Genomic DNA, 26,918 nt, shown 5'->3' on the forward strand with positions numbered 1-26,918 from the left:
CGCGGTGTTGCCACCCGCTACGACAAGTTAGCCGTCCGCTTCCAGGCCGTCCTGACCATCACCGTCATCGGCGAGTGGTTATGAAACACGCCCTAACCCACCACCGCCCGCTCCCCGCAGCCCAGCCCTCCGCTCTCACCGGCCGGGATCGTCCTGGTCGGCGCCGATGAGACACCCACCAGCTACACGGCCGTCGACCACGCCGCCATCGAAGCCGAACTACGCGGCTGGGACCTACGCATCCTGCACGCCCAGCCGGCACGAACAGCCGGCTCGTCACGCGACGCCGGCGCCCAGCTTCTGCAACGACTGACCGACCGGGTACACGCAGCCTCACCGACGGTACCGGTCAACAGCAGCCTCGCCGTCGGCTCAGCAACAGCCCTACTGCTGGCCGAAGCCGATACAGCGGACCTGCTCGTCGTCGACAACCGCCATGGCTCCACCAGCGCGGCGCTCGGATTGAGCGTCGCCGACCGCCTGGCCGGCTACCGCGAAGGAGCCCTTCTGGTGGTCCGGATACCAGGTCACCATCCAAGGCCCGGCTTCAGTGAACGACCAATCATCGTCGGCGTCGAACAACCGGGAACACTGACCCCGGCAGCCCGGTTCGCGCTGCAAGAAGCCCGCCTGCGCGGCTGCGAACTCATCATGCTCAGCGCCCGCCACGGTCCGGCACCGGCGGACCACACCGAAACCCGCGACGGGGTACTTGTGCACCACCGCACCACGGACACCGATCCAATAACGGCACTCACCACCTTCTCTCACCGAGCAGCCGCTCTGGTCGTCGGCAGACGCGGATTCGGAGCACATCCCGTCACCATGCTCGGCTCGGTCAGCCGCGCCATGATCCATCACGCCGGATGCCCAGTGTTTCTGATCTAGAGGCACATGTCCGCGTACAGCCTGACCGGCCGGTTTCACCACCACGTCTTCAACCACTGAGCTTGGCGGTAGCTGCCTCGGCGTGCTGCTTTTCGAACAGCTGCCGCTCGGCATCAGCAGTAGCGGCCGCGGCGCGCATGACCAGCAGGCGCGCCTGACAGCCGGGCAGATCGTCGCGGATGGCGCGACCGGCGGCGACACGGCCCGCATCAGAGGATCGGGTAGAGCCTCGACCTCCACCGACGCCAGCACCGCCGACGCCATTGCCGCATTGGGCGGTTGCAGTGACCAACCGCTGGTGGCGGCTCCCTCCAGCGCGGGACCCGGAGCGATTGCCGGCATCGCTCCGGTCGAGGACATTCAGCAGATTTACCAGGCCGTGCAGAGCGGGTCCTGGGTCGACGGCGCACTCGGTGTTGCCGGCGGTGCCCTGGATGCGCTGGCGTTGGTGGCCAGGACCCGCGTCCGCAGTTCGGACCCGACGGCGAAGGTGTCGCCGTCGCGCAGCGGATGCCGTGGAAAGGACACCGGATCGGCGGCGTTGAGCAGGTAACGGGCGCCGACGGCACGGGAGAGGGCCAGCCCGCCGGTGGCATAGTCGTTGTGGATGTGAGTCTCACCACGTGGGTGATGCGGACACCGGCCGCGTCGGCCAGGTCGACGACCCGGTCGATGTCGCGCTGCGGGTCGACCATCAGGGCGTCGGCGCCGTCATGCGCCAGGTAGGTTCTGTCGCCGAGGCTGGGGGTGTCGATGGGCAGGATCTCGACCATGGCTGGCCTCCTTGAGCCGTCAAACGGTGTCAACCCTCGTTCGGCGACTTACGGATGTAGAAGGCGAGGGCTCCCTCCTCGGTGCCAGAGGACAGCAGTACGTTGTCGTTGTCCGCAGCCCAAGCGGGGATGTCGGACAGGGCTCCCTTGTCGGTCGCCAGCACCTTGAGCACCTGGCCGGGCTCCAGCAGCCGCATCGCCTTGGTGGCGGCCAGGACGGGCATCGGGCACATCAGGTCACGGGCGTCGACGATCTCGTCGGCGGTGATGTCCTCGGACACGCTGCGGCTCCCTACTCAGACGAAAATGGTGACGTGGGAGCGGCGCGCGACCGACATGAACGCCGCCGCACCGCCGAACTCGACGCCGTCGATGAAGTCGTCCTGGGTGTAGCCGAAGACGTCGATCGTCATCTGACAGCCGATCAGCCGGACGTCGAGTTCGCGAGCGGAGGCCAGCAGATCCGCGACCGTGGCCACATTGTGCTTGGCGAACCGGGACCTCATCATCTTCGAGGCGAGGGAGACCATCCCGGGCATCGCTGTGACCACATCGGGCATGGGGACCGGCATCGGCATGGCCGGATTGCCGACCGGGTCGACCTTGAGCTTGCGCGCGGCGTCCTTGTGGATGATGTTCAGTCCGTAGAAGGTGAAGAAGATCGCGGTCTGCATGCCGGCGGCCGCTGCGGCGGTGGCCAGGATCAGCGGCGGGTACGCCCAGTCGAGGGTGCCCTTGGACGCGATAACGGCGGCGTGGCGGGAGCCGGGGTCCTTTTTGAACGCCCGGGCTACCTCCTCGCGCACGATGCGGCGCACGTCGTCCTCGGTGAGGTGAGTCTGCTCAGGCGTGGGTATTTCGATGCTCATCGGCGCTGCTCCCTTCTGGTGGCGACGGCGGTTGTGGTGTGGCGTTCTCCTGGACGGCGATGCCGGTGCGCAGCAGCGTGGCGGTGGCCGCGGCGCGCTCGGCCCAGTGGGCGAGGATCGGCCCGGCCAACGCGGTGTCGGCCCGGTGCCGGACCGCCCGAGTCCCTGCCCATTCGGCGAGGATGGGCAGGGCAGTGCCGGGGTCCTGTTCGACGAGTGCCCGCAGGATGCGTCGCCGGTCGCCCATCCGCAGCCCAAGGTCGCCGTCGCGGGCCAATGCGGCGAGGTGGCCGCGGGCCAGCACGACGCCCGAGCGTGCCGGGCTCAACAGGTACGCCAGCACCGCGTCCAGGTTGTCGTGTGCGGTGGCCGGCGGTGGTGCCGCTCGCAGGTGCGCGGGCAGCAGGTCCGGCGCGCCGACCTCGGCCGCCTCACCACGGACGGCCTGACCGAGCACATCGGCCCAGGCGGCGTACGGCGTGGGCGCCACCTCGCTCATCGCGTCGGTGTAGGCGAGCAGCCAGCTCAGCAGGTGCTCGTGCAGTAGGGCGGCGCGGGCGTGGCCGAACAGCACCTTGCGCGGTCCGTCCGGTTCGCTCGCCTGCGCCTCGATCAGCGTCGCGTACAGGCCGAGCAGCGTGGTCAGGTGGTCGGCGTCGGCAGGTACCGGGATGCGCAGCGCCCGCCAGAAGCCGGCGACGCGCTCGGCCGCGTCACCGCCTAGCATGCCCTCGGCCCCGAGGTAGATGGACGCGTGCGGAACCAGTTGCACGGTGAACGCTTCGGTCCAGTCGCTGCCGGTCGGCGCCGGCACGCCGAGCAGGTCGGCGAGCCGGCAATGCTGCGGTCCTGGTGGCTCGGCGAACACGCCGAGCGCGCGCAGCAGATCGGCCCGGGTGTCAGTCGAGGTTCTCATCGGACACCGGCGCCGGCAACTGGTACACGTCTTTGCCCGGCTTGAGCGGTCGCATCAGCCAGTACGGGCGACGGGTGCCGTCCGGGGAGTTCTGCTCGGCACCACGGGTCATCGCCAGCCACTTCTGGTACACCTGATGTGCCTTGGCAGTGTCGACGGTGATGTCACCGTACGCGTCGCCGGGCGCTGCCTTGGTGACCCGGACTGCCTGGTGCCAGCAGTGCTGCCCGGAGATGGGGTCAGGGTGTACCGGGAAGGTGAGGTTCTGGTGCACACCGACGTCGGCCCACCAGATGCGCGCAGTGTCCGGGTCGTCCGACTTGTAGGGTTTCACGCCGACCAGGCGGGTCATCCGCCACTGGTCGTCGTGACGGGCCAGATCGACGGTCGCCATGATCTGCCGCTGTCCCTGGTCGTGCAGCTTCCAGCGGCCCATGTGGTGGCTGCATGCCACCACGCCGGGCCGGATGCCTTCGGTGACCCAGGCCTTGAGTACGAAGGCGCCGATCTCGGTCTCGACCCGGACGAGGTCTCCGGTGTCCACGTCGAGGCCCGCCGCGTCAGTCGGGTGCAGCCATAGCGGGTTGACGTGGGCCAGTTCGTCGAGCCACTTGGCATTGCCGCCGCGGGTGTGGATCTGGGTGGGCAGCCGGAAGGTGGAAATGAGCACCATCTGGTCGGCGTCCATCGCCAGGGGGTGGATGTGGCTGCGCTCGTAGCCGGGCACGGACTCGGCGCGCCAGCCCCACGCAGCAAGGGTGCGGGAGTAGAACTCCAGCTTGCCGCTCGGGGTGGGAAAGCCGCGCCGGATGACGCCGTCGACGACCACTCCGACCGGGCGGCGGCCGGCCGCGTCCGGTTCGGGGGTGCCCATCGGCACCACGTTGGGCGAAGCTGTGGCCGCCGCACGGGTGTAGACGCGGCCGTACGGGTCCTGGGCGACGTCCTCCAGGTCGGTGTCGGGGATCGGCTCCTCGTGGATCGGGCCGATCCCGGAACGGATCTCGAACGCCCCGTACCGGCGCATGTATTCGAGCGGCGTCAGGCTCTGCGCGGAGGCCGCTTCGGGCAACCCGGGCACCGAGTTGTCGAAGATCCAGCCGTAGTATTCGTCGACGGTCAGTTTCTCGCCGGGGTGTTGCTTGGATTCATGGAATCGGCGGATGCCGAGGCTGCCGTCGGGGTCGATACGCCAGGAGAGCTCGATCCAGAACTCGTTCTCCTCCCACACCTCGCCGGGGTTGCTCTGCCGGGTGTCGGTGATCTGCTGCCCGGTGCGCTGCCTGGCGGTACGCAATACCGGTTGCCGGAATGCCACCCATTGGCCGTCGTACTGTTCGTAGGAATGCAGGTCATGGCGCTCGGGGCCAAGTCCCATGGGTAGCACGTAGTCGGCGAAGAACGCGGTCTCGCTCCAGGTCGGGGTCAGCGCGACGTGCAGGCCGACCATTGTCTCGTCGGTAAGCACTTCCATCCAGGACAGGCCGTCGGGGTTGGTCCACACCGGGTTGTAGACCCGAGTGAAGTACACGTCGAGCTTGCCTCGGCGATCCTTGAGGAAGTGCGGTAGGAGGAACGACAGCTCATTGAGCGCGAGCGGGTACTCCAGTGGCCAGGTCAGCTCGTTCCACGCCGCCGGGTGCGGCGGCGTGTGGATCGGGCGGGGCACGAACTTGTTCCACGCGTTGGGGTGGGTACCACCCGGGGTCGCCACCGCGCCGAGCAAGGCGTTGAGCAAGAGCAGGGTTCTGGCGACCTGCCAACCGCCGAGGTTGCCGGCCGCGGCGGAGCGCCAGGTGTGCGTGGACAGCCGGCTGCCCGCGCCCGCGACCGTCTCGGCGACCTGCGCGATGGTCGACTCGGGAACGCCGGACTCCGCCGCCGCGAACGCGAAAGTGTATTCCGCATAGAGACCCAGGAACGCCTCCTCGAACGCCTCGAATGTCGGCGGGGCCTCGGGGCGTTCGGCGGCGAGGTACTCCTGCCAGTTCCACCACCGGCGCACGTACTCACGGTCGTAGCGGCCGGTACGCACCAGATGCGCCGCGATCGCGAGAAGGATCGCCGCTTCGGACCCGGGGTAGGGCGAGAGCCAGAAGTCGGCGTGGGTGGCGGTGTTGGACAGCCGGGTGTCCATGACGATGAGCTTGGCGCCGTCCTGCTTGGCGTCCATGATGCGCTGGGCGTGCGGGTTGAAGTAGTGCCCGGCCTCCAGGTGCGAGCTGATCAGGAGGATCACCTTGGCGTTGGCGTGGTCGGGGCTGGGCCGGTCGATGCCGGTCCAGAAGTGATATCCAGCCCGGGCGCCGCTGGAGCACACGTTGGTGTGCGAATTGTGCCCGTCCACGCCCCAACTGGCCAGAACCCGCTCGGTGAAGCCGTCCTCGCCCGGCCGGCCCACGTGGTACATGATCTCGTTGCGTCGATCGTCCACAATGGCCTTACGGATCCGCCCGGCGATGTCGTTCAGGGCGGCGTCCCAGCTCACCGGTTCCCACTTCCCAGACCCGCGCGCTCCGGCCCGCTTCATCGGTTGCAGGATGCGATCCGGGTCGGTGACCTGGTTGAGGGTGGCCGGACCCTTGGCGCAGTTGCGCCCGCGCGAGCCGGGATGTTCGGGATTTCCCTCGAACTTGCGCACCTGCAGGGTGTCGCGGTCCACGTAGGCCAGCAGGCCGCAGGCCGACTCGCAGTTGAAGCAGGTGGTGGGCACCAGCATGTAGTGCCGCTCGGTGCGCCTGGGCCAGTCGGTGGACTCCAGTTCCACCCAGTCGTCCCACCGCTCGGTGGGCGGGAACGCCGCCAGGTGTATCCGGCTGGGACCCGGATAGAACGTCTCACCACGCGCCTCAGCCTCGGCGCGCGCCGCACTGACCCGGTTGGCAATGCCGTCAAGCCCATTCATGTCAGTTCTCCTACGCCAGTGGCACCGATTGGCCGGCCTGCACATACGCGTGTTCATGCAGAGCCAACCCAGCCAGCACGGGCAGTGCCACCCAGGCCCCCAGCCACGGCGCCGCCAGTCCCGCAACAACAAGCACGATTCCCGTCCAGAAGAAGCCGCGGAACCGGCCGGCGGACATCTCGTACACGGCCAGCCGCGCGTGTGCCGTCCCATGCGGCAGGCTCAACTCGCCGAAGACGAACAGCAGATGGGTCAGCGCCGCACTGCCCACCGTCCACCCGAGCGCGCCGAGCACCGCGGCATCGGAATGCCAGGTCGCGAACGGCAGCAGCGCCGCCGCGCCGGCCAGGATCGCCTGTACCGCCAGATGCGGCGGCAGCAGCGGGTTCTGCCACAGGTCGCGAGCCTTGGCCTGGGCAAACAGATATGCGGTGTAGACGGCGGTACCTAATGCCAACGGTAGCCCGGCCACCGCCGCCCCGGTCCGCAGCCCGGGTACGCCGAACAGGCCGGCAAGCACATGCAGGCCCAGCACCGCTGCGTACCCGCCGAGGATTACGCCACCACGCACCAGCCACGAACGCCACTGCGGCCGTGTCAGGATGTAGAAGAACCGTTCCGGATGTTCCAGATCCCACACCAGCAGGCCGGCGGTCACGGCGAGGAGCACCACCGCGATCAGCGGCGCGGTCCACACCCACAGTGGATCGTCAGAGCCCAATCGGCCGACCAGGACCAGCAGCAGTGCTACCAAGTAGGCACCGGCGGCGATGCCTTTGGTCCAGGTATACAGGCTGACCCGCCAGTCCCACGGCGCCCGGTGAGCCACGTCGTAGGAGATCACTGCCGCGGCACTGCTGTTGTGCCCGCTCATCCCGGTGATCACCTGCTTGCCGGTGGGTTGCTCGCTCCAGGCGTAGATGCCGCCCGGCGGCCGATCCGCCGCGAGCGGGTCGAGGGTCAACTCGGTGGCGCCCTTGTAGAACAACTTGGGCCGAGTGCCCTTTTCTGGCCGGCGCACGGTCACCGGCTGCCGGCCGACAACGCGGGCCACCTCGGAGTCCGGGTCGTTCAGGTCACCGACGACGATCGCCTGGGTGGGGCACACCACCACGCAGGCGGGCTCCAGCCCCACCTCGAGCCGATGAGCGCAGAAGTTGCACTTCTCCGCGCAGTGGTCGTCCGGGTTGATGAAGATCGCATCGTATGGGCAGGCGGCCATGCACGCCTTGCAGCCGATGCACGCCTGCTTGTCGAAGTCCACGATGCCGTCAGCCCGGGTATACATGGCGCTGGTCGGGCAGGCCGCGACGCAGGGCGCATCCACGCACTGGTTGCACCGGGTCACCTGGAACGAACGCCGCGCCTGCGGAAACAGCCCGGCGTCGATGCTCTTGACGTACGTTCGGGTGACCGATACCGGCACCTGGTTTTCTGACTTGCAGGCCGTCGTACAGGCATGGCAGCCGATACATTTGGTCTGGTCGATGACCTTCGCCCACGCCGGGGATTTGCCAGTGGCCGGCGGGCCGACGCCGATGGTCCGTGCAATGACCGGCAACTCCGTCATGACACTCGCTCCGATGGTCGAGAACTGACCGCTATTCGATGGTGTCCGGTGCCACGAGCACACGTGCTCGCTCCTGCACGCTGGCGCAGACGATCGCGCACAGCTGCTCGATGCTCGCCTCGACCACCCGGTACTGCACGGTGTTGCCGATCCGGCGGCGGCCGAGGATGCCGCCGGCCTCCAACCGGCGCAGATGCTGCGAGGCGTTGGCGACCGAGACGCCGGCGGCAGCCGCCAACTCGCCGACGGTGTAGTCGGCCCGCTCCAGCAGCAGTCCCAACAGTTGCAGCCGGGTCGGGTCGCCCAGCAACGCGAATCGCGCAGCCGTCTGCTGCAACACTGCGCCGGATAGGACTGCCATTGGACAAACGCTAGACTTCAGCGTTCAATTAGTCAATTGAATGCTTTCGAGCGGCCGGAACGGAGATACGGCATGGATCTTGAAGTCTTCGTCACTCCGGGGCTCGGCGACACCAGCTACCTGCTGCGCTGCGGTGATGAGGCTGCGATCGTCGATCCGCAGCGCGACGCCTGGCGCTTCCTGGCCGCCGCCGACGCGCTGGGTGTGCGCATCCGGGCGGTGCTGGAAACGCACGTGCACAACGATTACGTCTCCGGCGCCCACGAGATCCGCGCCGCCACCGGCGCCGAACTGGTCCTACCGGCTGGCGGCGGATACGAGTTCGCCCACCGACGCGCAGGCGAGGGCGATGAGGTGAGAGTCGGTGACCTGCTGCTGACCGCTCTGGCCACCCCCGGGCACACCCCGGAGCACCTGGCCTGGCTGGTCCGCCGGGACGGCGAGACCAGCCCGCAGGCGGTCTTCAGCGGCGGCAGCCTCCTGGTCGGCAGCGCCGGGCGCACCGACCTGCTCGGCCCGACACACACCGACGAGCTGACCCGGGCGCAATACAGCAGCATCGCCAGGCTGGCCGCACTCCCCGAGGAGGTAGAGGTGCTGCCCACCCACGGCGCCGGCAGCTTCTGCGTGGCGGCGATGCCGGACACCCGGGCCGCCAGCAGTATCCGCGACGAGCGGCGCCGTAATCCCCTGGTCCGCGCCGCCGACCTCGCCGAGTTCAGCGCCGAGTTGTCCGCGGAACTCATGGCCTATCCGGCGTACTACGCGCAGATGGCCCCGATCAACCGCATCGGACCGCCCCTGCTCTACCGGCTCCCACAGCCACCCGAGTTGACGGCTGCGCAGTTCGAGGACGCACATCGCCGCGGCGCCTGGGTCGTGGACGCCCGCGACCGCACCGCATATGCCGCCGCGCATATACCGGGCGCGATCAACGTCGAGCTGAACACCGGCTTCGCCAGCTACATCGGCTGGATGTTCCCCTTCGACACCCCGGTCCTGCTCGTACTGCCCGAGGCCGAGGACGAGTCGCTGACCGCGGCGATGACCCAACTGATCCGGATCGGCTGGAGCCAGGTGACGGGCTATCTGTCCGGCGGCGTGGCGCGCTGGCGGGCGCACGGTGGCGAATTGAACGCTTACGACGTGGTCAGTGCCGGCGACCTCTGCGCAGCACAACAGCGCGGTGAGAACCCCTTCGTGCTCGACGTCAGGCAGCCCTTGGAATGGCAGTGGGGCGGCATTCCCGGCAGTCACCACATCTTCATCGGTGACCTACCCACCCGCCTCGACGAACTGCCCCGCACCGAGCCGGTCTGGGTGATCTGCTCCAACGGCCACCGAGCCTCGATCGCCGCCAGCCTACTCGCCCGAGCCGGGATCACCGTACGTCTGATCGGTATAGGAGGAGTCGGCGAATGGCGAGCGATCTGCCGAGACCTACAGCCCACCCGGAGATAGCCGGCAACGGCGCACGGCCCACCGAGGCGCCCTCGCCAGACGGCCCGCCCAGCGACCCGTCGGGCAGACCGGACAGCGCCGCCGAGACCGAACCCGACGCCCGTTTCACCTACGCCAACGAACGCACCTTCCTCGCGTGGCATCGCACCGCACTCGCACTGGTCGTCGCCGGCCTGGCCATCGCCCAGTTCCTCCCGCCGTTCCCCGGCATCCCGATCGGACGCCACCTGCTCGCCATACCGCTGATCCTCCTCGGCGGCGTTCTGTCGGTGGCCAGCTATGTCGAGTGGACCCGCCACCAGCGTGCGCTGCGCCGGGGCGAGCCCATGGGCACCTCGATACTGCCGCGCATCCTCGCCATCGCGATCACGATCCTGTCCGTTGCGGCAGCCACGCTATCGCTGCTCACGCCGGCCCTCGGCGACTGACGTGCCCACACCAACCCGGCCCGCAGCGACAGATGACATCGAAGACCGAGATCCCGGTCTCGCTCAAGAGCGCACCGATCTCGCCTGGACCCGGACCGCCATCTCGTTCATCGCCCTGGGCACCGGCATGCTGCACGCCAGCACGATCGCGGGTGCGCTCGTTGTCGCTGCCGGTGCCGCGGTATGGGTCTTGGGGCATCTGTCCGCTCGCAGTGCTCGGGGCGCGAACCACCACCCCGAGCGCCGCCGCATCGTGCGACTCGTCACTGCCGCAACCACACTCACCGCGGCCATCGCCCTGGCATCGACCTTGTTGGCCGCCGGACACGGCTAACAGTGATGCCTGCGGCACTATGTGGTCGCTCACCCTGCCATCTAGAGCGTGCCGCTGCTGGTCGGTGGGGAGGCGAGACGACTGATGGGATGTCCGCGCCGAGCACTGATCCACTAGCGCGTGCGTAGCTCCTCCTCACACGGTGCCGGACCCGTGGTCCACGGACCGGCCCGGCCGGGGAGAAGGCATATCGCGGTGTTGTTCATCGGTGACGATTGGGTCGAGGCCCACCACGACGTCGAACTTCAGGATGAGGACGGCCGAAGGTTGGCCCGTCGGCGGCTGCCTGAAGGCGTCGCGGGGATCGCTGCCCTGCACGCGCTGATCGCCGATCACCTCCGCGGTGGCGAACCGGACAACGTCGTGGTCGGGATCGAGACCGATCGCGGCCCCTGGGTGCGGGCCCTGCTCGCGGCCGGCTATCAGGTGTTCGCGATCGATCCGCTGTCGGCGGCCCGCTACCGGGAACGACATGTCGCCTCCGGCGCCAAGAGCGACCCTGGTGAGGCCAAGGTTCTGGCAGATCCGGTCTGCACCGACCAGCAGCGTCACCGACCGATCGCTGGTGACCGCGGGCTGGCCGAAGCGGTCGAGGCCCTCGCGAGGGCGCATCAGAACCTGATCTGGACCCGGCAACGGCAGACCGGCCAGTTGCGCTCGACGCTGCGGGAGTTCTACCCCGGCGCCCTGGCCGCGTTCGACGAACTCGCCGGCCGCGACGCCCTCGCCGTCCTGGAGATCGCCCCGACCCCAGCCAGAGCGAGGCTACCGGCGGTAAGGCGGACCTGACGTTCCGGGTCCCAGCGGACGCGGCCGCGTTTGACCGGAGCGCCGGCCGCCTGCCAGGCCAGACTGTGCGCGGTCTCGAATTACGCCGGCGAGCGCACATCCAACAGGCGTAGGCCGTTGTCGTCGGACAGCCAGTCACGAACGGTGGCCGGATCCAGACGGGCAGGGCGGGGCTGCGTGGTCACCAGTGCCTTTCACCAAGTTGAGGGGAACGGGATCGGGGCTCAGACGGCCTGCACGACGATGGGTAGCCCGGCGGTGTGGGCGGCGCTGTAGTCGTCGTGGATGGCCACCACATCCCGTCCGGCGCGGTCCAGCAGCGACGCGGCGATCGAGGCGCGGTAGCCAGCCGCACAATGAACCCACACCTGTCGGTCAGCTGGTACCTCGGCGAGCCGGGCGGGCAGTTCGTGGATGGGAATGTGCACGGTGCCGTCCACAAACGACAGCCGGCGCTCGTCGTTGCGCCGCACATCCAGCACGACCGGGTGCTCGTGATGGCCGCTGAGCACCGCGGCGAGGTCTTCGAAGGTCGCGGTCGGGAATGCGCTCAGCCCCGCGCCGCCGGCCCAGTCCTCGGGCTTGCCGGTGGCCGCCGCGGCGGGCCGGTCGATGCCAATCCGGGCCATGTCGCGCTGCGCGGCCGCCACCTCGTCGGCCGTCTCGCCGAGCAGGGTCAACGGGGTGCCCCACGGAATGAGCCAGCCCAGATAGGTCACGAAGCTGTCGTGCAGTGCGAAGTTGAGCGTGCCCGGCACGTGCCCGGCGGCGAACGCGGTGCGGTTGCGCAGGTCGACAACCCACTCGCCGGCGTCGATGCGCCGACGCAACTCGGCCGGATCGGCCAGATGCGGCGGAGTCAGATCGATCGACGAAGGACCGGCGGCGTTCGCCGGCCCCATGTGCACGTAGTACGCGGGGTAGGCGTCCAGCCCGGCCAGCAGCGCGGCGACGTAGTCTTCCTCGGCCTGCGTCAGCGCCGGGTTCACCCGCGCTTCGTTCGCCAGCGTCGAGGAGAGGCCCTGCGCCTGGGTGGCGGCACAGAAGCTGCCGAACCCGTGGGTCGGGTAGACCTGGGTGTCGGCCGGCAGCTCAGTGACCAGCCGGTGCGCCGAGGCGTGCTGATGCCGGGCCAGGGTCTCGGCGTGATCGGCGCCCAGCAGGTCCGGCCGGCCAGTCGAGCCGTACAGCAGGGAACCGCCGGTGAACACCGCCGTCACCTGACCGTCGACCTCCAGCGCGTAGGACAGGTGGGTGAAGGTGTGCCCCGGCGTGTGCACCACCCGGATCCGCATTCGCGGGCCGGCCTCCAGCACGTCACCGTCGTGCACCGCCAGACGCTGGTAGCCGACCTTGTCCTCGGCGTTCACCACGTACGCGGCACCAACCTGCTGCGCGAGGGCGTAGCCGCCGGTGACGTAGTCGTTGTGGATATGCGTCTCCAGCACGTGCGTGATGGTCAGTCCATGCGTGGCCACCACGTCGGCGACCCGGTCGGTGTCGCGCTGTGGGTCGACCACCACGGCGAACGTGCCGTCATGCACGAGGTAGCTGCGGTCACCCAACGACGGGGTGTCGATCGCGACGATCTCGACCGCTGATGTCTTCTGGTCCACGATGCGTTCCTTCTCAGTTGGTGTCGCACGAGCAGAGTGATCGCATACCCCCTAGGGTATATGGCTCACACCATAGCGCCCAACCCAGCGGCCCGGTCAAGCGAGGATCGTCGATCTGTCGGGTGCGAAGCGGGCGGCAGTCAGGCAACCCGGTGCAGGCCTCCCCGATACCCCGCCCGTATCCAGAGTCGCCACCAGCGTTGCGCGGCGGAATGGTTGGCCTTCTCCACCACGTCCTTGCGGTTGCCGCGCCGGGGAGGGCAGATGTCCACCCCGACTGCGTAGTCCTTCACGACGCCGGCGAACGAGGCGGTCAACCGGCCCGACGCCGGGAAACAGACGGTCGCCATCCGATCGAAGCGCCACCGGCGGGTCAGACCACCCGGCCGCCGGGTGACCACCTCGAGTGCCCCGATCAGGCGCGGCTGATCCTCCAAGGCGGCCGGCACGCCTCGCCAGCGACTCGAGTGCGCCGACACCCCGACCGGGAGGTGAGCATGCTTGCCCGACACCTCACCCTGCTGGCGGGTCGGGCAACTCGACCCAGTCGAACCGGGTCTCCTCGCCGCCGAGACCCACCGTCGGGCGCACGCCTCCGCCGACTCCGCAGCCGGAACGGCGCCGGCGAAGACCTCGTCCCGGCGATCGTGGGTGACTCGATCGGAACCGGGCGAGGTCTCCGCCTCATCGGACCGATTCCATGATCGTCTCACGTGCATCTTCCTGCCTGCGTGCTGCGACTCGCCACAACGGGGCAGGAGCATCGGAAGGGAGAGCCAGTCCCAGCCGGTGCGCGCTGCCCCGGGGCCCGGTCGGCACTGCGCTGCAACGTTTCGGTGGCGATCGATGCTTGCACGCGGGCGCCCGGCTCGGCTGTCCAGCAACCGACACCGGGCGCCCGCGGACGTCAGTCCTGATCCGACGTCGAGGATCGCGATGTCGCGGAACGAGACCACGTCCTGCGGGGCGCCGTGAGCCGTGGAGGCCGATGCAGCCCACGAGCCCGCGGGGGCTCGAGTCGGGGTCGTTGGGCGGCCCGGGAACGGCACGCCGGGCACGTTCTCGTACCCGTGAGACGAACGGCACGCCGGGCTTGTCGGTGTCGACCGCCGGGTCGGTCCAGCCGGTCCAAGCGCCGTCGGCGTACGGGTCCTTCGCACGAACCCGCCACTGGTACGCCGTACCGTTGGCGAGGTTCATGCTCACCTGCCACGACGCCGTGGATCCGGGTGCGGCATGCGGCTCTCCGCGGACGAGCGCGTCCGGTGGGCAGCCTCCGTTCCTGGCGCAGTCCATACCGAGAAGCTCGGGGTGGCGGCCGCCGTGGCCTACTCCATGCGGCACACGCCGCCGGACAACCTCCTCGACGAGCTGTCCACCCGCCGGCCCGGATGGTACCGGCTGCTCAACGGGCTGATCGCCACGGTGATGACAGCCGCCACCGCCGTCCTGAGCCTGCTATGGCACTGGAACGCATGGAGCGGCTGGTGGGTCCCTCTCGGGCTGGCCACGACGGCAAGCTACGCCTGGGGTCTGCGACCGGGCCGGCGCCGGCGGTAACGGTGGAGCCGGTAACGGTGGAGCCCGGGGCTCCGACCCCGTCCATGACGGCCCCGGTACGAGGCGGCAGAGGCCAAGGGGTCACGACGACATGCGTTCGCCCCGACGGTCCGCCACCGGGTCACAGTGAGTGTTTCGGAGGGGTGTCGGGCGGCGCGCCCGCGGCGATCTCTGCGGCTGGTCCAGGTGTTCCTGGCGGCAACCGCCGGTGGACTTCCCACCTCGGCAGACCGTCTACGGCTGATTGCCGTAGGACTGTGGCGTCACACCACAGTGGTCAGAAGTCCGAGCTGCGTGGCTGATTGCACCTTCGCGCAGGTATATGCATCGATCTCGGCGAGCTATACGATCGCGGCGACAGCCTCGGACCGGTCGACGGAGTCCGCCTGATCAGCGCAGGAATGTCGCCGGATGGACACCTTGCAGACGCCTGCCATCAAGCAAGCACTTTCATGATCACCCAGCGTGTGCCGGGTCCGGCACACGCAGAGGGAGGAACACGGTGCGTACATTCACCCGCACGTTCGCCGTCGCCCTGGCGGCCACCACCATAGCCGCGGTCGCGGCGTGCTCGCCGCCGGAGAAGAAGAGCGAGTCCTCGGGCTCCAGCGCCGCGAGCGCGACCAGCGCCGGCGACCTCGGCGGCATGGACAAGCTGGTCGAGGCGGCCAAGGTCGAGGGTCAGCTCAACGTGATCGCACTGCCGCCGAACTGGGCCAACTACGGCGAGATCATCAAGGCGTTCGGCGACAAGTACGGCATCAAGGTCAATTCGGCGCAGCCGGACGGCTCCAGCCAGGACGAGATCAACGCCGCTAACCAGCTCAGGGGCCAGGACAAGGCACCCGACGTGTTCGACCTGGGTGCCACCGTCGCAACCGCGAACGTCGCCATGTTCGCGCCGTACAAGGTCGCCACCTTCGGCGACGTGCCGGAGGACCTGAAGGACCCGAACGGCGCCTGGGTCAACGACTACGGCGGCTACATGTCGGTCGGCTACGACACCGCCAAGGTTCCGGCCCCGACCAGCCTCACGGACCTGCTCAAGCCGGAGTACAAGGGCAAGGTCGCGCTCAACGGCGATCCGACCCAGGCAGGAGCGGCCTTCGGGGGCGTACAGATGGCCTCGCTGGCCAACGGCGGCACGGTCGAGGACATCGCCCCGGGCGTCGAGTTCTTCGGCAGACTCAAGAAAGCCGGCAACCTGCTGCCGGTCGACCCCGACTCTGCCACCATCCAGTCCGGGCAGACCCCGGTGGTCTTCGACTGGGACTACCTGAACGCGGCCGAGGCCACCAAGCTCAAGACCTGGAAGACGTTCGTGCCCAACGGCGCGGTCCTCGGCTCCTACAACGTGCAGGCGATCAACAAGGACGCGCCGCACCCTGCCGCCGCGCGGCTCTGGCAGGAATTCCTCTACTCCGACGACGGCCAGAACCTGTGGCTCAAGGGTGGCGCCCGCCCCGTGCGCGCCGATGCTATGCAGAAGGCCGGCACGCTCGACAAGGCCGCCTTCGAGGCTCTGCCGAAGATCGAGGGCACACCGGTCATCCCGACCGAGGCGCAGAACACCAAGGCCAAAGAGTACCTCGCATCGAACTGGGCCAAGGCCATTGGCTGAGGCCGCCGCGCCAGTCCCACCGAGCGTGGCGAAACGGCCACGCCTGCGTGGCGCCACCTCCCTGCTGGCGACGGTCCCGTTCTTCGCTTACGTGACGGTGTTCCTGATCATCCCGACGCTGGTCGTGGTGATCGGGGCGTTCGCCGGCAACGAGGGCGGCGCGAGCCTCGACAACGTCAAAGCGCTCGGGAACGCGTACATCCTGGAGGCCTTCGGCCGCAGCGTCGCGCTGTCGGCCATCAGCGCGCTGGTCGGCGCGGTGCTCGGAGCCCTCCTGGCGTACGCGTTGGTGACCGCGCGACCGGACGGCGTGCTACGCCGGGTCGTGACCGCGGCGGCCGGCGTGCTCGCCCAGTTCGGCGGCGTCACCCTGGCTTTCGCGTTCCTGGCGACCATCGGCTTGTCCGGCTTCGTCACCGTCTGGCTGCAGGACACCTTCGACATCAACCTGTACGCCAACGGCGTGTGGCTGTTCGAGCTACCCGGCCTGACGCTGGTCTACACGTACTTTCAGATCCCCCTGATGGTGATCGTCTTCCTGCCCGCCCTGGACGGCATCCGCCCGCAGTGGCGGGAGGCGACCGAGAGCCTGGGCGGCACGACCTGGCAGTACTGGACCCGGGTCGCGGGACCGCTGCTCGCTCCCGCGTTCCTCGGCTCTTTCCTGCTGCTGTTCGCCAACGCCTTCTCCGCGTACGCGACCGCGGCAGCCCTGGTCAGCCAGGGCAGCCCGCTCGTGCCGCTGCAGATCCGCACCGCGCTCACCAGCGAGGTTCTCCTGGGCCAGCAAAACCTCGGCAAGGCGATGGCGCTGGGCATGGTCGTCGTCGTTTCGATCGTCATGGCGCTCTACGCACTGCTGCAGAGAAGGACTGCGCGATGGCTGGGCTGATCGCCCGGCGCGCCCGCAAGCAGCGCCTCTTCCGCTGGGTCGTGCTGGCCACGCTCGGGGTCTTCTTCGTGCTGCCGCTGATCGCGATGGTGGAGTTCTCCACCCGGGACCCGCAGACCTGGCCGCTGCTGGTCGACTGGCCCCAGCTCAGCGAACGGTATCCCGACCTGGCCGACGGTATCGTCGCATCGCTGCTGCAGGCCGCGCTCACCGCGCTGCTCATGCTGGTGCTGCTCGTGCCGACCGCGGTGTGGGTACGGCTGCGGCTGCCCCGGCTGCGCCGGCTGGTCGAGTTCATCTGTCTGCTGCCGCTGTCCATCCCGGCGATCGTTCTGGTGGTCGGGCTGGCGCCGGTGTACGCGTGGCTGAACTATTTCCTGGGCGGGTCGTCGCTGACCCTCGTCTTCGCATACACCATTCTCGTCCTGCCCTACGCCTATCGCGCGATCGACGCCGGGCTGTCGGCGATCGATGTGAAGACGCTGGCTGAGGCCGCGCGTAGCCTGGGCGCGAGCTGGCCCACGGTGATGGGGCGGGTCGTGCTGCCGAACATCCGTTCCGCGGTGCTGTCCGCGGCCTTCCTGACGGTGGCGCTCGTGCTCGGCGAGTACACGATCGCCTCACTGCTCAGCCGCACGAACCTACAGGTCGCCATCGTGTATCTCGGCAAGAGCAGCGCCACCACATCCGTCGCGGTTTCGCTGACCGCGCTGCTGCTGGCGTTCGTTCTCCTGCTGCTCCTGTCCCTGCTCGGCGGGCGGCGGTCCCGCAAGGTCGTCCCTCCCCCAGTCCCCTCAGCCGTCGCCAAGGAGTCGACCCCATGACCGGCGTCGCCGTACAACTCACCGGGCTGTGCCGCACGTTCGGCGCCGTGCACGCCCTTGACAACCTCGACCTGTCGATCGAGCCGGGCGAATTCGTCACATTGCTCGGGCCGTCCGGCTGCGGCAAGACGACCGCCCTGCGCGTGCTGGCCGGCCTCGAGGACGCCGACAGCGGCCAGGTCCTGGTCGGCGGCGAGGACATCACCGGGCTGCCGGCGAACCGGCGCGACATGGGAATGGTCTTCCAGGCGTACAGCCTCTTCCCGCACCTGACCGCCCTGGCGAACGTCTCGTTCGGGCTGTCGCTGCGCGGGCGGTCCCGGTCCACGTCGAGGGCCCGGGAGATGCTCGACCTGGTCGGCATCGCGTCGTTCGCCGATCGGTATCCGCATCAGCTCTCCGGCGGCCAGCAACAGCGCGTGGCGCTGGCCCGCGCCCTGGCCATCGAGCCGAGCGTGCTGCTGCTGGACGAGCCGTTGTCGGCGCTCGACGCCAAGGTGCGGGTGCAGCTGCGCGACGAGATCCGTCGAATCCAGACCGAGGTCGGCACGACGACCCTGTTCGTGACCCACGACCAGGAGGAGGCCCTGGCGGTCGCCGACCGGGTGGGCGTCATGCGCGACGGCCGGCTCGAGCAACTGGCCGCGCCGGCCGACATCTACCTGACCCCCGCGACGCCGTTCGTCGCCGACTTCGTCGGGCTGAGCAACCGCCTGCCCGGCACGGTCACCGGCAACGAGGTCGAGGTCCTCGGCACCAGGCTACCGCTGCTCGCGCCGGCGTCCTCACCCTCGGTGACCGCGCTGGTGCGCCCAGAGTCGGTGCTTGTCACGTCGGCCGAGCCGGGCAACGGCCGGGTGCTGACCACCAGCTTCCTCGGGCCGATCAGCAAGGTGACGATCACGGTGGGAGATCTGCTGGTGGTCGCGCAGGTGTCCACCGACCGGCTGCCCTCGCTCACGCCCGGCACTCCGGTACAGGTCACGCTACAGCCCAACCCGGTCGCCGTCGCTGGATAGTTCTACGCTTTCCTCTGTTTCATCAGTATTCGGTTCGTACGGTCTGCGACAGCGCCCAGGAACATGCGTGCCACCCTGCCCCCTCCGGTTGTTGTCGCAGGCGCTCCCGGCGCCCGCCGGGCCACCGCGCACGCCGAGGTGGAACGTGAACGAGGAGCCAACCGGACGCTAAGTCATCTCGCCGGTGCACCCCTACAGCCGAAGGCCCCGTCAGGGCATGTCGTGCGGTGGTCCCGTGCCGCCGGCGAACCGCAGCCGCCCCGCATGCGTCTGGCCCGCTGTGGGCTCAACTGTCGGCGCGGGGAGGTGGCCGGATATACCAACGCTTCCGCGTTCGGTGGCGCGTCGAGAAACCAGAACGCGGACGTGCGGGCTGCGGGCTTGAGGCGGGCGATGACCTCGTCGCTGATCGGGTCGCCGGGCACGAGGTCGACCGGCGCGTCGAAGGGGCAGTCACGGCCGCCGTCCCAGCGCACCAGCAGCTCCACGCAGGCGTCAGCGAGCACGTCGGCGCGTCCAAGAATCTCCAGCCATCCCGCTCGGCGTACCGTCTCCGCCAGTTCATCGGGATGTGCCCGGGGCACCGGTGTCGGTCGGGCCACGATCACGTTTTCGCCTCCCGGTGACGCCTGGACTCGGTGAGGGGTCGGGTGGGCTTGGCGCTACGGCAGGAAGGCGAGCGAGGTCGGCTTCCATCCAGGCTGCGACCTTTGTGTCGAACGCATTCCCGTTGCCGAACGACCAGACTCCCGTGCGCAGGTTCGTGATCGTCCTCGATAGTGCGCGGCGTGCCAGGACAACCATTTCGTCCGCTCCAGAGGATCGCGACGCCCGGCGGTTCCCGGTGGCGATGCCCGAGGGCTTCGCCGAGCAGAGTCAAGCCGCTGCCCGCGTCGTTGAGCACGCCGAGGCCATGCCATTCATCCCCCCGGGTCACCGGCCAGTTGCTTGTGGGTGAGGCTGACGCAGCGCACGGTGCGCAAGCGACGCCGACCGACGGAACAACCGCCGACAACCCCCGTCAACTTCCGCGCCCCGCCAGTCATCGTGCCACCAGCAGCCTCCTGTTAGCAATCCTCGACCCTTCTCCTCATTCGAACGGTCGGACCGCGGACAAGCCACGCACATGATGCGACACGTTCTAAGGGGTCCGTACCAAGATCGGCTCTGGCGCTCTTTCGGTGGTGACACCTTGCGCTGACGTCCATGTTGGATAGTAGTCGCGGTGTGCGGAAGATGATCTTGTCAGCGTGGTGTTCGGCGGGCTGGCGCCGCTGGTGATCGAGAAGGTCGAGGACGCCGGCGACAGGATCGTGGTGCGAGCTCGGACGCCGTCGGGGGCGGTGGCGTGCCCGGATTGCGGGGTGCTGACGGCGCGGGTGCACGGCCTGCACGAACGGACGGTCGGTGACGTGCCCGTCGACGCCCGGCGGGTTCAGGTCATGGTCCTGGTGCGGCGGCTGGTCTGCCCGACGCCCGGATGCCGCCGGACGTTCCGCGAGCAGGTCCCGGGGGTGCTGCAGCGCTATCAGCGGCGCACTCCGCGTCTTCAGGCTCTGGTCGGCGCAGTGGCTCGGGAACTGGCCGGGCGCGGCGCGGCCCGGTTGCTGTTGCAGCTGGCGGCGCCGCTGTCACGACACTCCACGGTCCGGGCACTGCTACGAATGCCGCTGGCAGCACCGGTGATCCCGCGGGTCCTGGGCGTGGACGACTTCGCGCTGCGGCGGCGCAGCCGCTATGCGACCGTGCTGATCGATGCGCAGACCCGCCGGCGGGTGGACGTGCTGCCCGACCGCAACGCCGACACCCTGGAGGTGTGGCTCCGCCAACATCCCGGCGTCGAGGTGGTCTGCCGGGACCGCTCCGGCGCCTACGCCGAAGCCGTCCGCCGGGCCCTGCCGGACGCGGTCCAGGTCGCTGACCGATGGCATCTGTGGCACGGATTGGGCGAGGCCGCAGGCAGGGAGGTCGCTGCGCACAGCGCGTGCTGGGCCAAGGCCGGCCGCCTGCAGGACGGCCCTCGCGCTGCGACCACCCGCGAACGCTGGCACCAGATCCACGCCCTGCTCGAGCAGAACGTCGGCCTGCTCGAATGCGCCCGGCGGCTCAACGTGTCGCTGAACACGATCAAACGCTACGCCCGCGCCGCCGAACCTGAACGAATGCAACGAGCTCCGCAATACCGGCCGACGCTCGTCGACCCCTACCGAGACCACCTACGCCGCCGCCGGGAACAAGAACCCGCCATTGGCAACCTGCAGTTGTTCCGAGAGATCAAGGCTCTGGGATATCCGGGCAGCATGAACTTGCTCGTCCGATACATCACCCAGGGCGGCGTCGAAGGTGACCGCCCACCGATGTCCCCTCGCCGGCTGACCAGCCTCGTTCTGACCCATCCAGATCACCTCACCGACACTCAGCGCGAACACCGCCGCGAGCTCACTACCGCCTGCCCGGACATGATCGACCTCACCGGCCTCGTCGGCTCCTTCGCCACTTTGCTCCGACCGCACGACGGCAACAGCGCACGACTCAAGGCATGGATCGAGGCCGTCCGAGCGGCCGACTTACCGCACCTGCACACCTTCGCCCGCGGCCTCGAAATCGACTACGACGCCGTCCGAGCAGCCGTGACCATGCCCTACCACAACGGCGGAACCGAAGGCGTCAACACCAAAACCAAACGGATCATGCGCCAGATGCACGGCCGAGCGGGGTTCACCCTGCTCCGCCACCGCATCCTCCTCAACTGAGGTCACCCACAGTCACCACCGAAAGAGCGCCAGAGCCCCAAGATCGGAGTTTCCGGCTTCTCGGTTAGTAGGTCTCGGCGACCGGCCAGCGGTCACCGAAGGTGATGGCGAAGGCGTTCAGCACGGGCTTCCAGCGCATCGTCCATCGGGCGCGTCCGGCCCCGGTCGGGTCCAGGCTACGGGTCACAAGGTACAGGCATTTCAGCGCGGCCTGCTCGCTCGGGAAATGGCCACGTGCCCGAACAGCGCGCCGGTAGCGTGCGTTCAATGATTCGATGGCATTTGTCGAGCAGATCACCCGGCGGATCTCGACGTCGTAGTCCAGGAACGGGATGAACTCGTTCCACGCGTTACGCCACAGCCGGATCATCGCCCGGTACTTGCTACCCCATTTCTCGTCGAGGGCTTCCAACGCGGCGAGGGCAGCGTCGGCGTTGACCGCCGTGTAGATCGGTTTGATATCCCGTTTGATCGCGTCGGCGTCCGCGCGGGAGGTGAGCCGGAACGTGTTCCGGACCAAATGAATAATGCAGGTTTGGACGATCGCTTCCGGCCAGACCGCCTCAACCGTGTCCGGCAATCCCTTCAGGCCGTCGCAGACGACGAAGAACACGTCACGCACGCCGCGATTCTTCAGGTCGATCAGGACACTCATCCAGAACTTGGCGCCTTCGCCGCCGGAGCCGGCCCACAGCCCTAGGACGTCCTTGCGGCCGTCCACAGTGACCCTGATGGCCGCGTAGACCGGCCGATCTACGGGGCGTCGGTGTCGAGAGAAACCATCTCCCGGATTACCGACAAAGTCGTGGCCGAGATGACCGAATGGTCGACGCTTCCGCTCGACCGACCTGACCGCGTGACGGGGCAGACGGCGTGACGGCGCCGCCGTCAGGAGGCCGGCCACAGGCGGACGAGGTATTTCTCGGTGCCCCGCAGTCGCTGCCAAGCCGCGTACGTTGCCTCGCCACCGACGGCCGCCTGGCCCTCCTCGACCCGCACGGCAGCCTCACGCATCTCCCCGCGCCCCTGGTGACCGACCAGCGCGACGTAGCGCCCCGGCGCCGCATCGAGTTCCAGCACGACCGACGCCTGCCCGTCCACCCCGATCCGACCGCTGACCACGGTCAGACCGGACGGCTCCGCCCACTCCCAAGGCTCCTCGCCCGCCTCCACCGCACCGTCCAGGACCTCGACGCGAACCCACGGAGAGCTGTACTGATGCGCGCATCGGACCTGCAGGACCGTTCCGCTCGCCCCGAGCATCCGCCCGCCCCGGCTGCCCGGTATCCGCGAAGCACGGGCGGCGGCGCCCTGATCGGCATACGTGTCGGCGAGCGCGTCGCGGACGAGGAAGGTCCCGTCCTCGGTGTCGATGATGGCTTCGGCGTTGCCGCTCACCATGAGCTCCCTTCGTCGGCGGCGCTCCCTGAACGGGAGCGCCGCCGCAGGTTCAACGATTGACGGCGACGTAGAAGGCGTCTCCGTCGAGAATGCGGTTGGGCTGGTAGAAGCCGATGTTCAGGTACTTACGCCCGGAGTCCTGGTTGTCGACCTCGCCGATGATGCGCGACGAACCGTTCCAGCGCTGCCACCCGTTGGTGTCCCCACCGGCCGCGGAACTACCGGTGTAGGCGCCTTCCTGGGTGGAGGCCATCGGGTACTCGTCGCAGTTGAGGTTCGGTGTGACCGCGCCGGGGCCCCACACGTCGGCGCAGACGTAACCGGCGTACGTGCGGTTACGGCCGTTCAGTGTGCTGTCCACGAGCCGGTGCAGCGGGTGCTGGTTCTGCCCGAGCGAGGCGACGTACTCGCCCGGTATGCCCTTGCCGATGAATGACGGCCAGGTGCGTTCCGGGTGATGCAGTGCGTCGTCGATGTGCTGGATCGACTCCTGGACGCCGGCTTCGTTGCCGTCCGCGCGGGCGATGGCCAGCAGGTCGTAGGTCGGCGCGAAATCGGCGAAGACGGTGCCGTTGAACTTGCCCGCGACCGCACCCGCGGAGTCGAACCGTACGTCGCCGGTCGTCATGTCGTTCTCCACCCAGGGGACGATGGTCGGGTCGACCGGCAGGATCGCCATGCCGAGCTGCACCAGCACCGGCACCCGGTAGTCGGCTCCCGCGCCGGTGCCGTCCGGCGACGTCATGGTGATCCACGCACTGGGCACAGCTTGCCACTCGCCCAGCGGCTGGGTCACCTCGGCGTTGCCGGGGTTGCAGCTGACCAGGCTTCCGCATCCGGTCAAGCTCACCCGCATGGGGGTGGTCACCCGTTCCTCGCCGCCCAGTGCTTTCCAGTTGTCGAAGCTCAGGTAGAAGTCGACTTTCCGGCTGCCGTTCTGCGCGATGCCGATGAGGGTGTAGTCGAATTCGACGCTGGCGATCATGGTGGTGCAGTCCAGGCATCGCAGCACGACCTTGCGGTGACCGATCCAGCACCGGTTGAACCGGTCGGCCATCCATCCCTGCTGGGTGGAGGCGGCGGAGGCGTGCTGTTCGCGGCAACTGTTCTTGAGGTCGTCCTGGGGCAACGCGGCCGGGGCGAGGCTGTTGGTCTGCGGGGGTGCGTCCGCCGCGGCGGGGCGGCCACCGGAGGAGTCCGTCACCTCCCACCCCACCGGCCCGGAGGTTGCCGCGGCGGCCGCGGCGGCGGGCGCGGCGAGGGGCGACGTCATCAGCGCGACCGTGATGGCGGCGAGGACGTTGACGTGGGCTCTCATGAGAACTCCTTACGCGGGCAACCGGCGCCGAGGCAGCCGTAGAGCAGTCGGCCGTCGCTACCGGCGTAGACCAGCGTGTAGCCCTGATAAGTACGGTCGGTGCGGCTGCGCAGTCCGTGAACTTGTTCCGCGCCGGTGACGACGTGAACGGTGCTCGCCTTGCTCAGGCCGGTGAGGGCTTTCCCGGCGCGGCTGCTCAGCTCGCCGGCGGTGAGTGTTTTCACGGTGGGCGACTTCAACCCGGTCAGATCGCGGTGGGCCAGGCGGCCCGCCTGCGTGGCCGAGATTCGGCGCGCGCCGTCGTCGACGGCCGGCTGTTCGGCGCGCGCGTTGCAGGAGTGGTGGGCTGCCAGGCACTGCGCGAGTCCGGGAACGGTGCTCAGGCAGGTGTTCGGGTCGGCGGCCAGGCACTTGGCGAGAGCACGCTGGTCCACGCCGTTGAAGGTGCGCGGAACCGGCGGCGACGAGGCGGCCGGCGACGGCGACCCGGTGGGCGCCGCGGCGACCGACCCGGCGGCGGGTTTGCCGAGGACGACGTTGTCGACCTCGGCCGGCGAGACCGTCGTCCGTGGCTGCACCGACGTGGTGAAACAGTACGGCGGAGTGTTGGGCTGTCCCAGCTCCAGGGCCAGCGGGTCGGGCAGACCGCAGACGTTGCCTCCGAAGCCGGCCACCTCACCGAGGTACGGCCGGTGCCACACGTTGTTGCCGTCGAGCGTCTGCAACCGGTTCTGGAATCCTTCGCTCAACGTGGTGTACTCGGCATACTGCCCCAGCAGACCCTGCTCGAGGTATCTCGTGCGGTTGCCGGCCGCCAGCCGGGTCGTACCCACCAGGCTGAAGTCGTAGTAGACGTCCCACTGCCCGGCGCCGTTGCCCTGGCTCAGCCAGGTGTGCGTGGACCCGTCGGCGAGAGTCGAGTCCGGACGCGCGATGGCGTGGAACTCCTCCAGGGACTGACCGCCGGCGATGCCGTCCTCCAGCCAGTAGGCGCCGTGCGCGGTGGTTCCGGTGTCCGCGTCGTAGGCGCCCCGCCAGCCCATCTCGGCGTAGTCGTAGCCGGTGTTGCCGTTGGAGGAGTCCAGCGGATCCCAATTCACCTGATTACTCATCTGGTTGTAGCCGCTGCCGTTCTCCGGGTCCGACGGCGGACCGGTGAACGACATCGGCTGCTGCCGGAAGTTGAGCATCACCCCGAAGACCGGGGCCGGGGTCTGTACGCAGACACCGATCTCGTCACGCGGGGAGCAGTCGAAACCACCGGTCCGGACACGCCAGAACTGCGTCGCGTAGTAGCTGTCACACGTCCACATCGTGGCCGGTTCACCGTCCGCGCTGGCGTACAGGTCCAGGCAGCGGCCGTCGGCCTTGTTGCGCAGATCGAAACCGGCGGGGTAATACGAAGCGGTGCCGTTGGTCCAGAGCTGGTTGTTCGCGGTGGCGCAGTCCGCCAGCACCACGTCGGCTCCGTCGGCTGCGGCCGCCTCTTTCAAGCACCGGTTGGACGACAGATGCCTGATCCGGTAGACGGGCTTCGCGCCGGCCGTGACCACCTCGAACGACCAGCGCTGGGCCTTCACGGCCGCGGGCAGCCCGCTCTGGTAGGTGTGGAGCTTCACCAGGGTGCCGGCGGTGTCGGCGTCAGTGGCGAGGACTTGCAGGTCACCTTCGGTGGCCTGGCCGATCGCCACCGGATCGGGTGCGGGCGGCGCGGCCTGTGCGGGGCCGGCTGCGAACGCGGCTACTGCCGCGACGGCCGCGACGACAGCCGCGTGTCGGCGTGGGACATGTTTCATTCGTGCTCCTCCCGTGCAACGGGTGCAGGGCAGCGCACGGCACAGCAACGCACCGGCAATCACCAAGCCCCCGTAAGCATCGAAGCTTGCAGATGCATCTCCGAGGCTTTCACAGACGAAGACGGAATAACATGGGTGGACATCGACGATAAGCACCGCTATGGAAGGACATGATCGATCCGCAATCTCATCCCGCGCAGCTGGCCGATCCTCATCGCCGCCGCCCTCGTCATCACGGCCAGCGTGCTGCCGTGGTTCCGGACTCGGTTCGCCGTCAACGACAGCTGGGCCGGCCACACCGCCACCGCCTGGGCAGCCTCGACATGGTGGAGCGTCGCCGTGCTCATGTGCGTCGTGGCCGCCGCGCTGGGCGTCGCCGGCGCGGCACGGCAACCGTCAGTGCCGCACGCCATCGCCCGGTGGTCGGCCACCGCGCTCGCCGGCGCCGCGACAATCCTCACCGCCATCGTCCGCGCTTCGATTCCGTCGCTCGAGGATCAACGCGGTGACCTCGGATGGAGCGCAGCCGACCCGTCGTCGCCCGACGTGGGAGACATCGTCCGGGACCACCTGGTCCTGGTGGATCACGACGGCCTCACCCAGCAGGTCACCTGGGGCTACCACGCCGGCCTGGCATCAATGGCGCTGTTGACAGTCGCACTCGCCATCGGCGCGGCCGGGCTCGCAGACCGCAGCCCCAGAGCACCGAACGACTCGTCGAACTGATCTCCCCCCGTTACCTTTTTGATCGTCCCCGGTGGGGACTGCTCGGTCGCTCGGTCCGGTATGACTTACTGCCCCTGTCGTACGCATGATCCGGGGGG

General features: G+C 68.7%; 24 protein-coding genes and 3 pseudogenes. 13 read left to right on the forward strand and 14 right to left on the reverse strand.

Annotated features, from left to right (window positions below; genetic code table 11):
• The first annotated feature begins 207 nt into the window (after positions 1-207).
• Both AB0K03_RS40630 and AB0K03_RS40635 read left to right on the forward strand, forming a co-directional pair.
• Positions 208-888, forward strand: a complete 681-nt coding sequence (locus tag AB0K03_RS40630) for a universal stress protein (RefSeq protein ID WP_364697417.1) — start codon at positions 208-210, stop codon at positions 886-888.
• An 82-nt stretch (positions 889-970) separates the two neighbouring features.
• The gene (locus AB0K03_RS40635; RefSeq protein WP_364697423.1) at positions 971-1,441 is read left to right on the forward strand and encodes a hypothetical protein; all 471 of its coding nucleotides are present in this window, start codon (positions 971-973) and stop codon (positions 1,439-1,441) included.
• Here AB0K03_RS40635 and AB0K03_RS40640 read toward each other — a convergent pair.
• From AB0K03_RS40640 to AB0K03_RS40670, 7 genes and pseudogenes are all read right to left on the reverse strand, one after another.
• A pseudogene (locus AB0K03_RS40640) lies at positions 1,336-1,661 on the reverse strand (MBL fold metallo-hydrolase); the annotation flags it as partial. The gene AB0K03_RS40635 and the pseudogene AB0K03_RS40640 overlap by 106 nt on opposite strands.
• A gap of 29 nt (positions 1,662-1,690) precedes the next feature.
• On the reverse strand, positions 1,691-1,942 hold the full coding sequence (locus tag AB0K03_RS40645) for a sulfurtransferase TusA family protein (protein WP_364697357.1): 252 nt from the start codon (positions 1,940-1,942) through the stop codon (positions 1,691-1,693).
• Between the two features lie 15 nt (positions 1,943-1,957).
• Entirely contained in the window at positions 1,958-2,530 is a 573-nt protein-coding gene (locus AB0K03_RS40650) for a DsrE/DsrF/DrsH-like family protein (RefSeq protein ID WP_364697360.1), read from the reverse strand.
• Positions 2,505-3,446 carry a molecular chaperone TorD family protein gene (locus tag AB0K03_RS40655; RefSeq protein WP_364697363.1) on the reverse strand — a complete coding sequence of 314 codons (942 nt, stop codon included), beginning with the start codon at positions 3,444-3,446 and terminating at the stop codon, positions 2,505-2,507. The genes AB0K03_RS40650 and AB0K03_RS40655 overlap by 26 nt, the downstream gene beginning before the upstream one ends.
• Positions 3,430-6,351: a molybdopterin dinucleotide binding domain-containing protein gene (locus AB0K03_RS40660; RefSeq protein ID WP_364697366.1), complete on the reverse strand. Its 2,922-nt coding sequence runs from the start codon at positions 6,349-6,351 to the stop codon at positions 3,430-3,432. Before AB0K03_RS40660 ends, AB0K03_RS40655 begins: the two co-directional genes overlap by 17 nt.
• Positions 6,352-6,361: 10 nt before the next feature.
• A complete protein-coding gene (locus tag AB0K03_RS40665; protein WP_364697369.1) occupies positions 6,362-7,921 on the reverse strand; it encodes a 4Fe-4S dicluster domain-containing protein in 1,560 nt (519 codons plus the stop codon).
• 31 nt (positions 7,922-7,952) lie between these two features.
• Positions 7,953-8,282 carry a metalloregulator ArsR/SmtB family transcription factor gene (locus tag AB0K03_RS40670; RefSeq protein WP_364697372.1) on the reverse strand — a complete coding sequence of 110 codons (330 nt, stop codon included), beginning with the start codon at positions 8,280-8,282 and terminating at the stop codon, positions 7,953-7,955.
• A 72-nt stretch (positions 8,283-8,354) separates the two neighbouring features.
• On the opposite strand from AB0K03_RS40670, the gene AB0K03_RS40675 reads away from it, so the two are divergent.
• From AB0K03_RS40675 to AB0K03_RS40690, 4 genes and pseudogenes are all read left to right on the forward strand, one after another.
• A complete protein-coding gene (locus tag AB0K03_RS40675; RefSeq protein ID WP_364697375.1) occupies positions 8,355-9,743 on the forward strand; it encodes an MBL fold metallo-hydrolase in 1,389 nt (462 codons plus the stop codon).
• Positions 9,701-10,171 carry a DUF202 domain-containing protein gene (locus AB0K03_RS40680; RefSeq protein ID WP_364697378.1) on the forward strand — a complete coding sequence of 157 codons (471 nt, stop codon included), beginning with the start codon at positions 9,701-9,703 and terminating at the stop codon, positions 10,169-10,171. The genes AB0K03_RS40675 and AB0K03_RS40680 overlap by 43 nt, the downstream gene beginning before the upstream one ends.
• Before the next feature lies 1 nt (position 10,172).
• On the forward strand, positions 10,173-10,505 hold the full coding sequence (locus AB0K03_RS40685; protein WP_364697381.1) for a DUF202 domain-containing protein: 333 nt from the start codon (positions 10,173-10,175) through the stop codon (positions 10,503-10,505).
• A 195-nt stretch (positions 10,506-10,700) separates the two neighbouring features.
• Positions 10,701-11,267 (forward strand): annotated as a pseudogene (locus AB0K03_RS40690) (IS110 family transposase); the annotation flags it as partial.
• Between the two features lie 251 nt (positions 11,268-11,518).
• Here the strand turns inward: AB0K03_RS40690 and AB0K03_RS40695 are convergent.
• Entirely contained in the window at positions 11,519-12,910 is a 1,392-nt protein-coding gene (locus tag AB0K03_RS40695; RefSeq protein WP_364697384.1) for an MBL fold metallo-hydrolase, read from the reverse strand.
• A gap of 140 nt (positions 12,911-13,050) precedes the next feature.
• Positions 13,051-13,347: a hypothetical protein gene (locus AB0K03_RS40700; RefSeq protein WP_364697387.1), complete on the reverse strand. Its 297-nt coding sequence runs from the start codon at positions 13,345-13,347 to the stop codon at positions 13,051-13,053.
• A gap of 874 nt (positions 13,348-14,221) precedes the next feature.
• Between AB0K03_RS40700 and AB0K03_RS40705 the strand changes: the two genes are divergently transcribed.
• From AB0K03_RS40705 to AB0K03_RS40725, 5 genes are all read left to right on the forward strand, one after another.
• Positions 14,222-14,470: a hypothetical protein gene (locus tag AB0K03_RS40705; protein WP_364697389.1), complete on the forward strand. Its 249-nt coding sequence runs from the start codon at positions 14,222-14,224 to the stop codon at positions 14,468-14,470.
• A gap of 502 nt (positions 14,471-14,972) precedes the next feature.
• On the forward strand, positions 14,973-16,091 hold the full coding sequence (locus tag AB0K03_RS40710; RefSeq protein ID WP_364697391.1) for an ABC transporter substrate-binding protein: 1,119 nt from the start codon (positions 14,973-14,975) through the stop codon (positions 16,089-16,091).
• 25 nt (positions 16,092-16,116) lie between these two features.
• On the forward strand, positions 16,117-16,983 hold the full coding sequence (locus tag AB0K03_RS40715; RefSeq protein WP_364697394.1) for an ABC transporter permease subunit: 867 nt from the start codon (positions 16,117-16,119) through the stop codon (positions 16,981-16,983).
• Positions 16,971-17,807, forward strand: a complete 837-nt coding sequence (locus AB0K03_RS40720; RefSeq protein WP_364697397.1) for an ABC transporter permease subunit — start codon at positions 16,971-16,973, stop codon at positions 17,805-17,807. Before AB0K03_RS40715 ends, AB0K03_RS40720 begins: the two co-directional genes overlap by 13 nt.
• On the forward strand, positions 17,804-18,826 hold the full coding sequence (locus tag AB0K03_RS40725; RefSeq protein WP_364697400.1) for an ABC transporter ATP-binding protein: 1,023 nt from the start codon (positions 17,804-17,806) through the stop codon (positions 18,824-18,826). Before AB0K03_RS40720 ends, AB0K03_RS40725 begins: the two co-directional genes overlap by 4 nt.
• Positions 18,827-18,999: 173 nt before the next feature.
• Here AB0K03_RS40725 and AB0K03_RS40730 read toward each other — a convergent pair whose 3' ends face one another.
• A complete protein-coding gene (locus AB0K03_RS40730; RefSeq protein WP_364697402.1) occupies positions 19,000-19,434 on the reverse strand; it encodes a hypothetical protein in 435 nt (144 codons plus the stop codon).
• Between the two features lie 645 nt (positions 19,435-20,079).
• On the opposite strand from AB0K03_RS40730, the gene AB0K03_RS40735 reads away from it, so the two are divergent.
• Positions 20,080-21,579 carry an ISL3 family transposase gene (locus tag AB0K03_RS40735; protein ID WP_364697420.1) on the forward strand — a complete coding sequence of 500 codons (1,500 nt, stop codon included), beginning with the start codon at positions 20,080-20,082 and terminating at the stop codon, positions 21,577-21,579.
• Positions 21,580-21,643: 64 nt separating this feature from the next.
• On the opposite strand, the pseudogene AB0K03_RS40740 reads toward AB0K03_RS40735, so the two are convergent.
• The 4 genes and pseudogenes from AB0K03_RS40740 to AB0K03_RS40755 form a co-directional block, all read right to left on the reverse strand.
• Positions 21,644-22,333 (reverse strand): annotated as a pseudogene (locus AB0K03_RS40740) (IS256 family transposase); the annotation flags it as partial.
• A gap of 134 nt (positions 22,334-22,467) precedes the next feature.
• Entirely contained in the window at positions 22,468-22,977 is a 510-nt protein-coding gene (locus AB0K03_RS40745; RefSeq protein ID WP_364697405.1) for a hypothetical protein, read from the reverse strand.
• Positions 22,978-23,029: 52 nt separating this feature from the next.
• Entirely contained in the window at positions 23,030-24,298 is a 1,269-nt protein-coding gene (locus AB0K03_RS40750) for a NucA/NucB deoxyribonuclease domain-containing protein (protein ID WP_364697408.1), read from the reverse strand.
• Positions 24,295-26,094: a ricin-type beta-trefoil lectin domain protein gene (locus AB0K03_RS40755; RefSeq protein ID WP_364697411.1), complete on the reverse strand. Its 1,800-nt coding sequence runs from the start codon at positions 26,092-26,094 to the stop codon at positions 24,295-24,297. Before AB0K03_RS40755 ends, AB0K03_RS40750 begins: the two co-directional genes overlap by 4 nt.
• 243 nt (positions 26,095-26,337) lie before the next feature.
• Between AB0K03_RS40755 and AB0K03_RS40760 the strand changes: the two genes are divergently transcribed.
• A complete protein-coding gene (locus AB0K03_RS40760; protein WP_364697414.1) occupies positions 26,338-26,820 on the forward strand; it encodes a hypothetical protein in 483 nt (160 codons plus the stop codon).
• Positions 26,821-26,918 lie beyond the last annotated feature (98 nt).

Origin of the sequence: Actinoplanes sp. NPDC049316, assembly GCF_040677315.1 — a bacterium.
Taxonomy (GTDB): Bacteria; Actinomycetota; Actinomycetes; order Mycobacteriales; family Micromonosporaceae; genus Actinoplanes.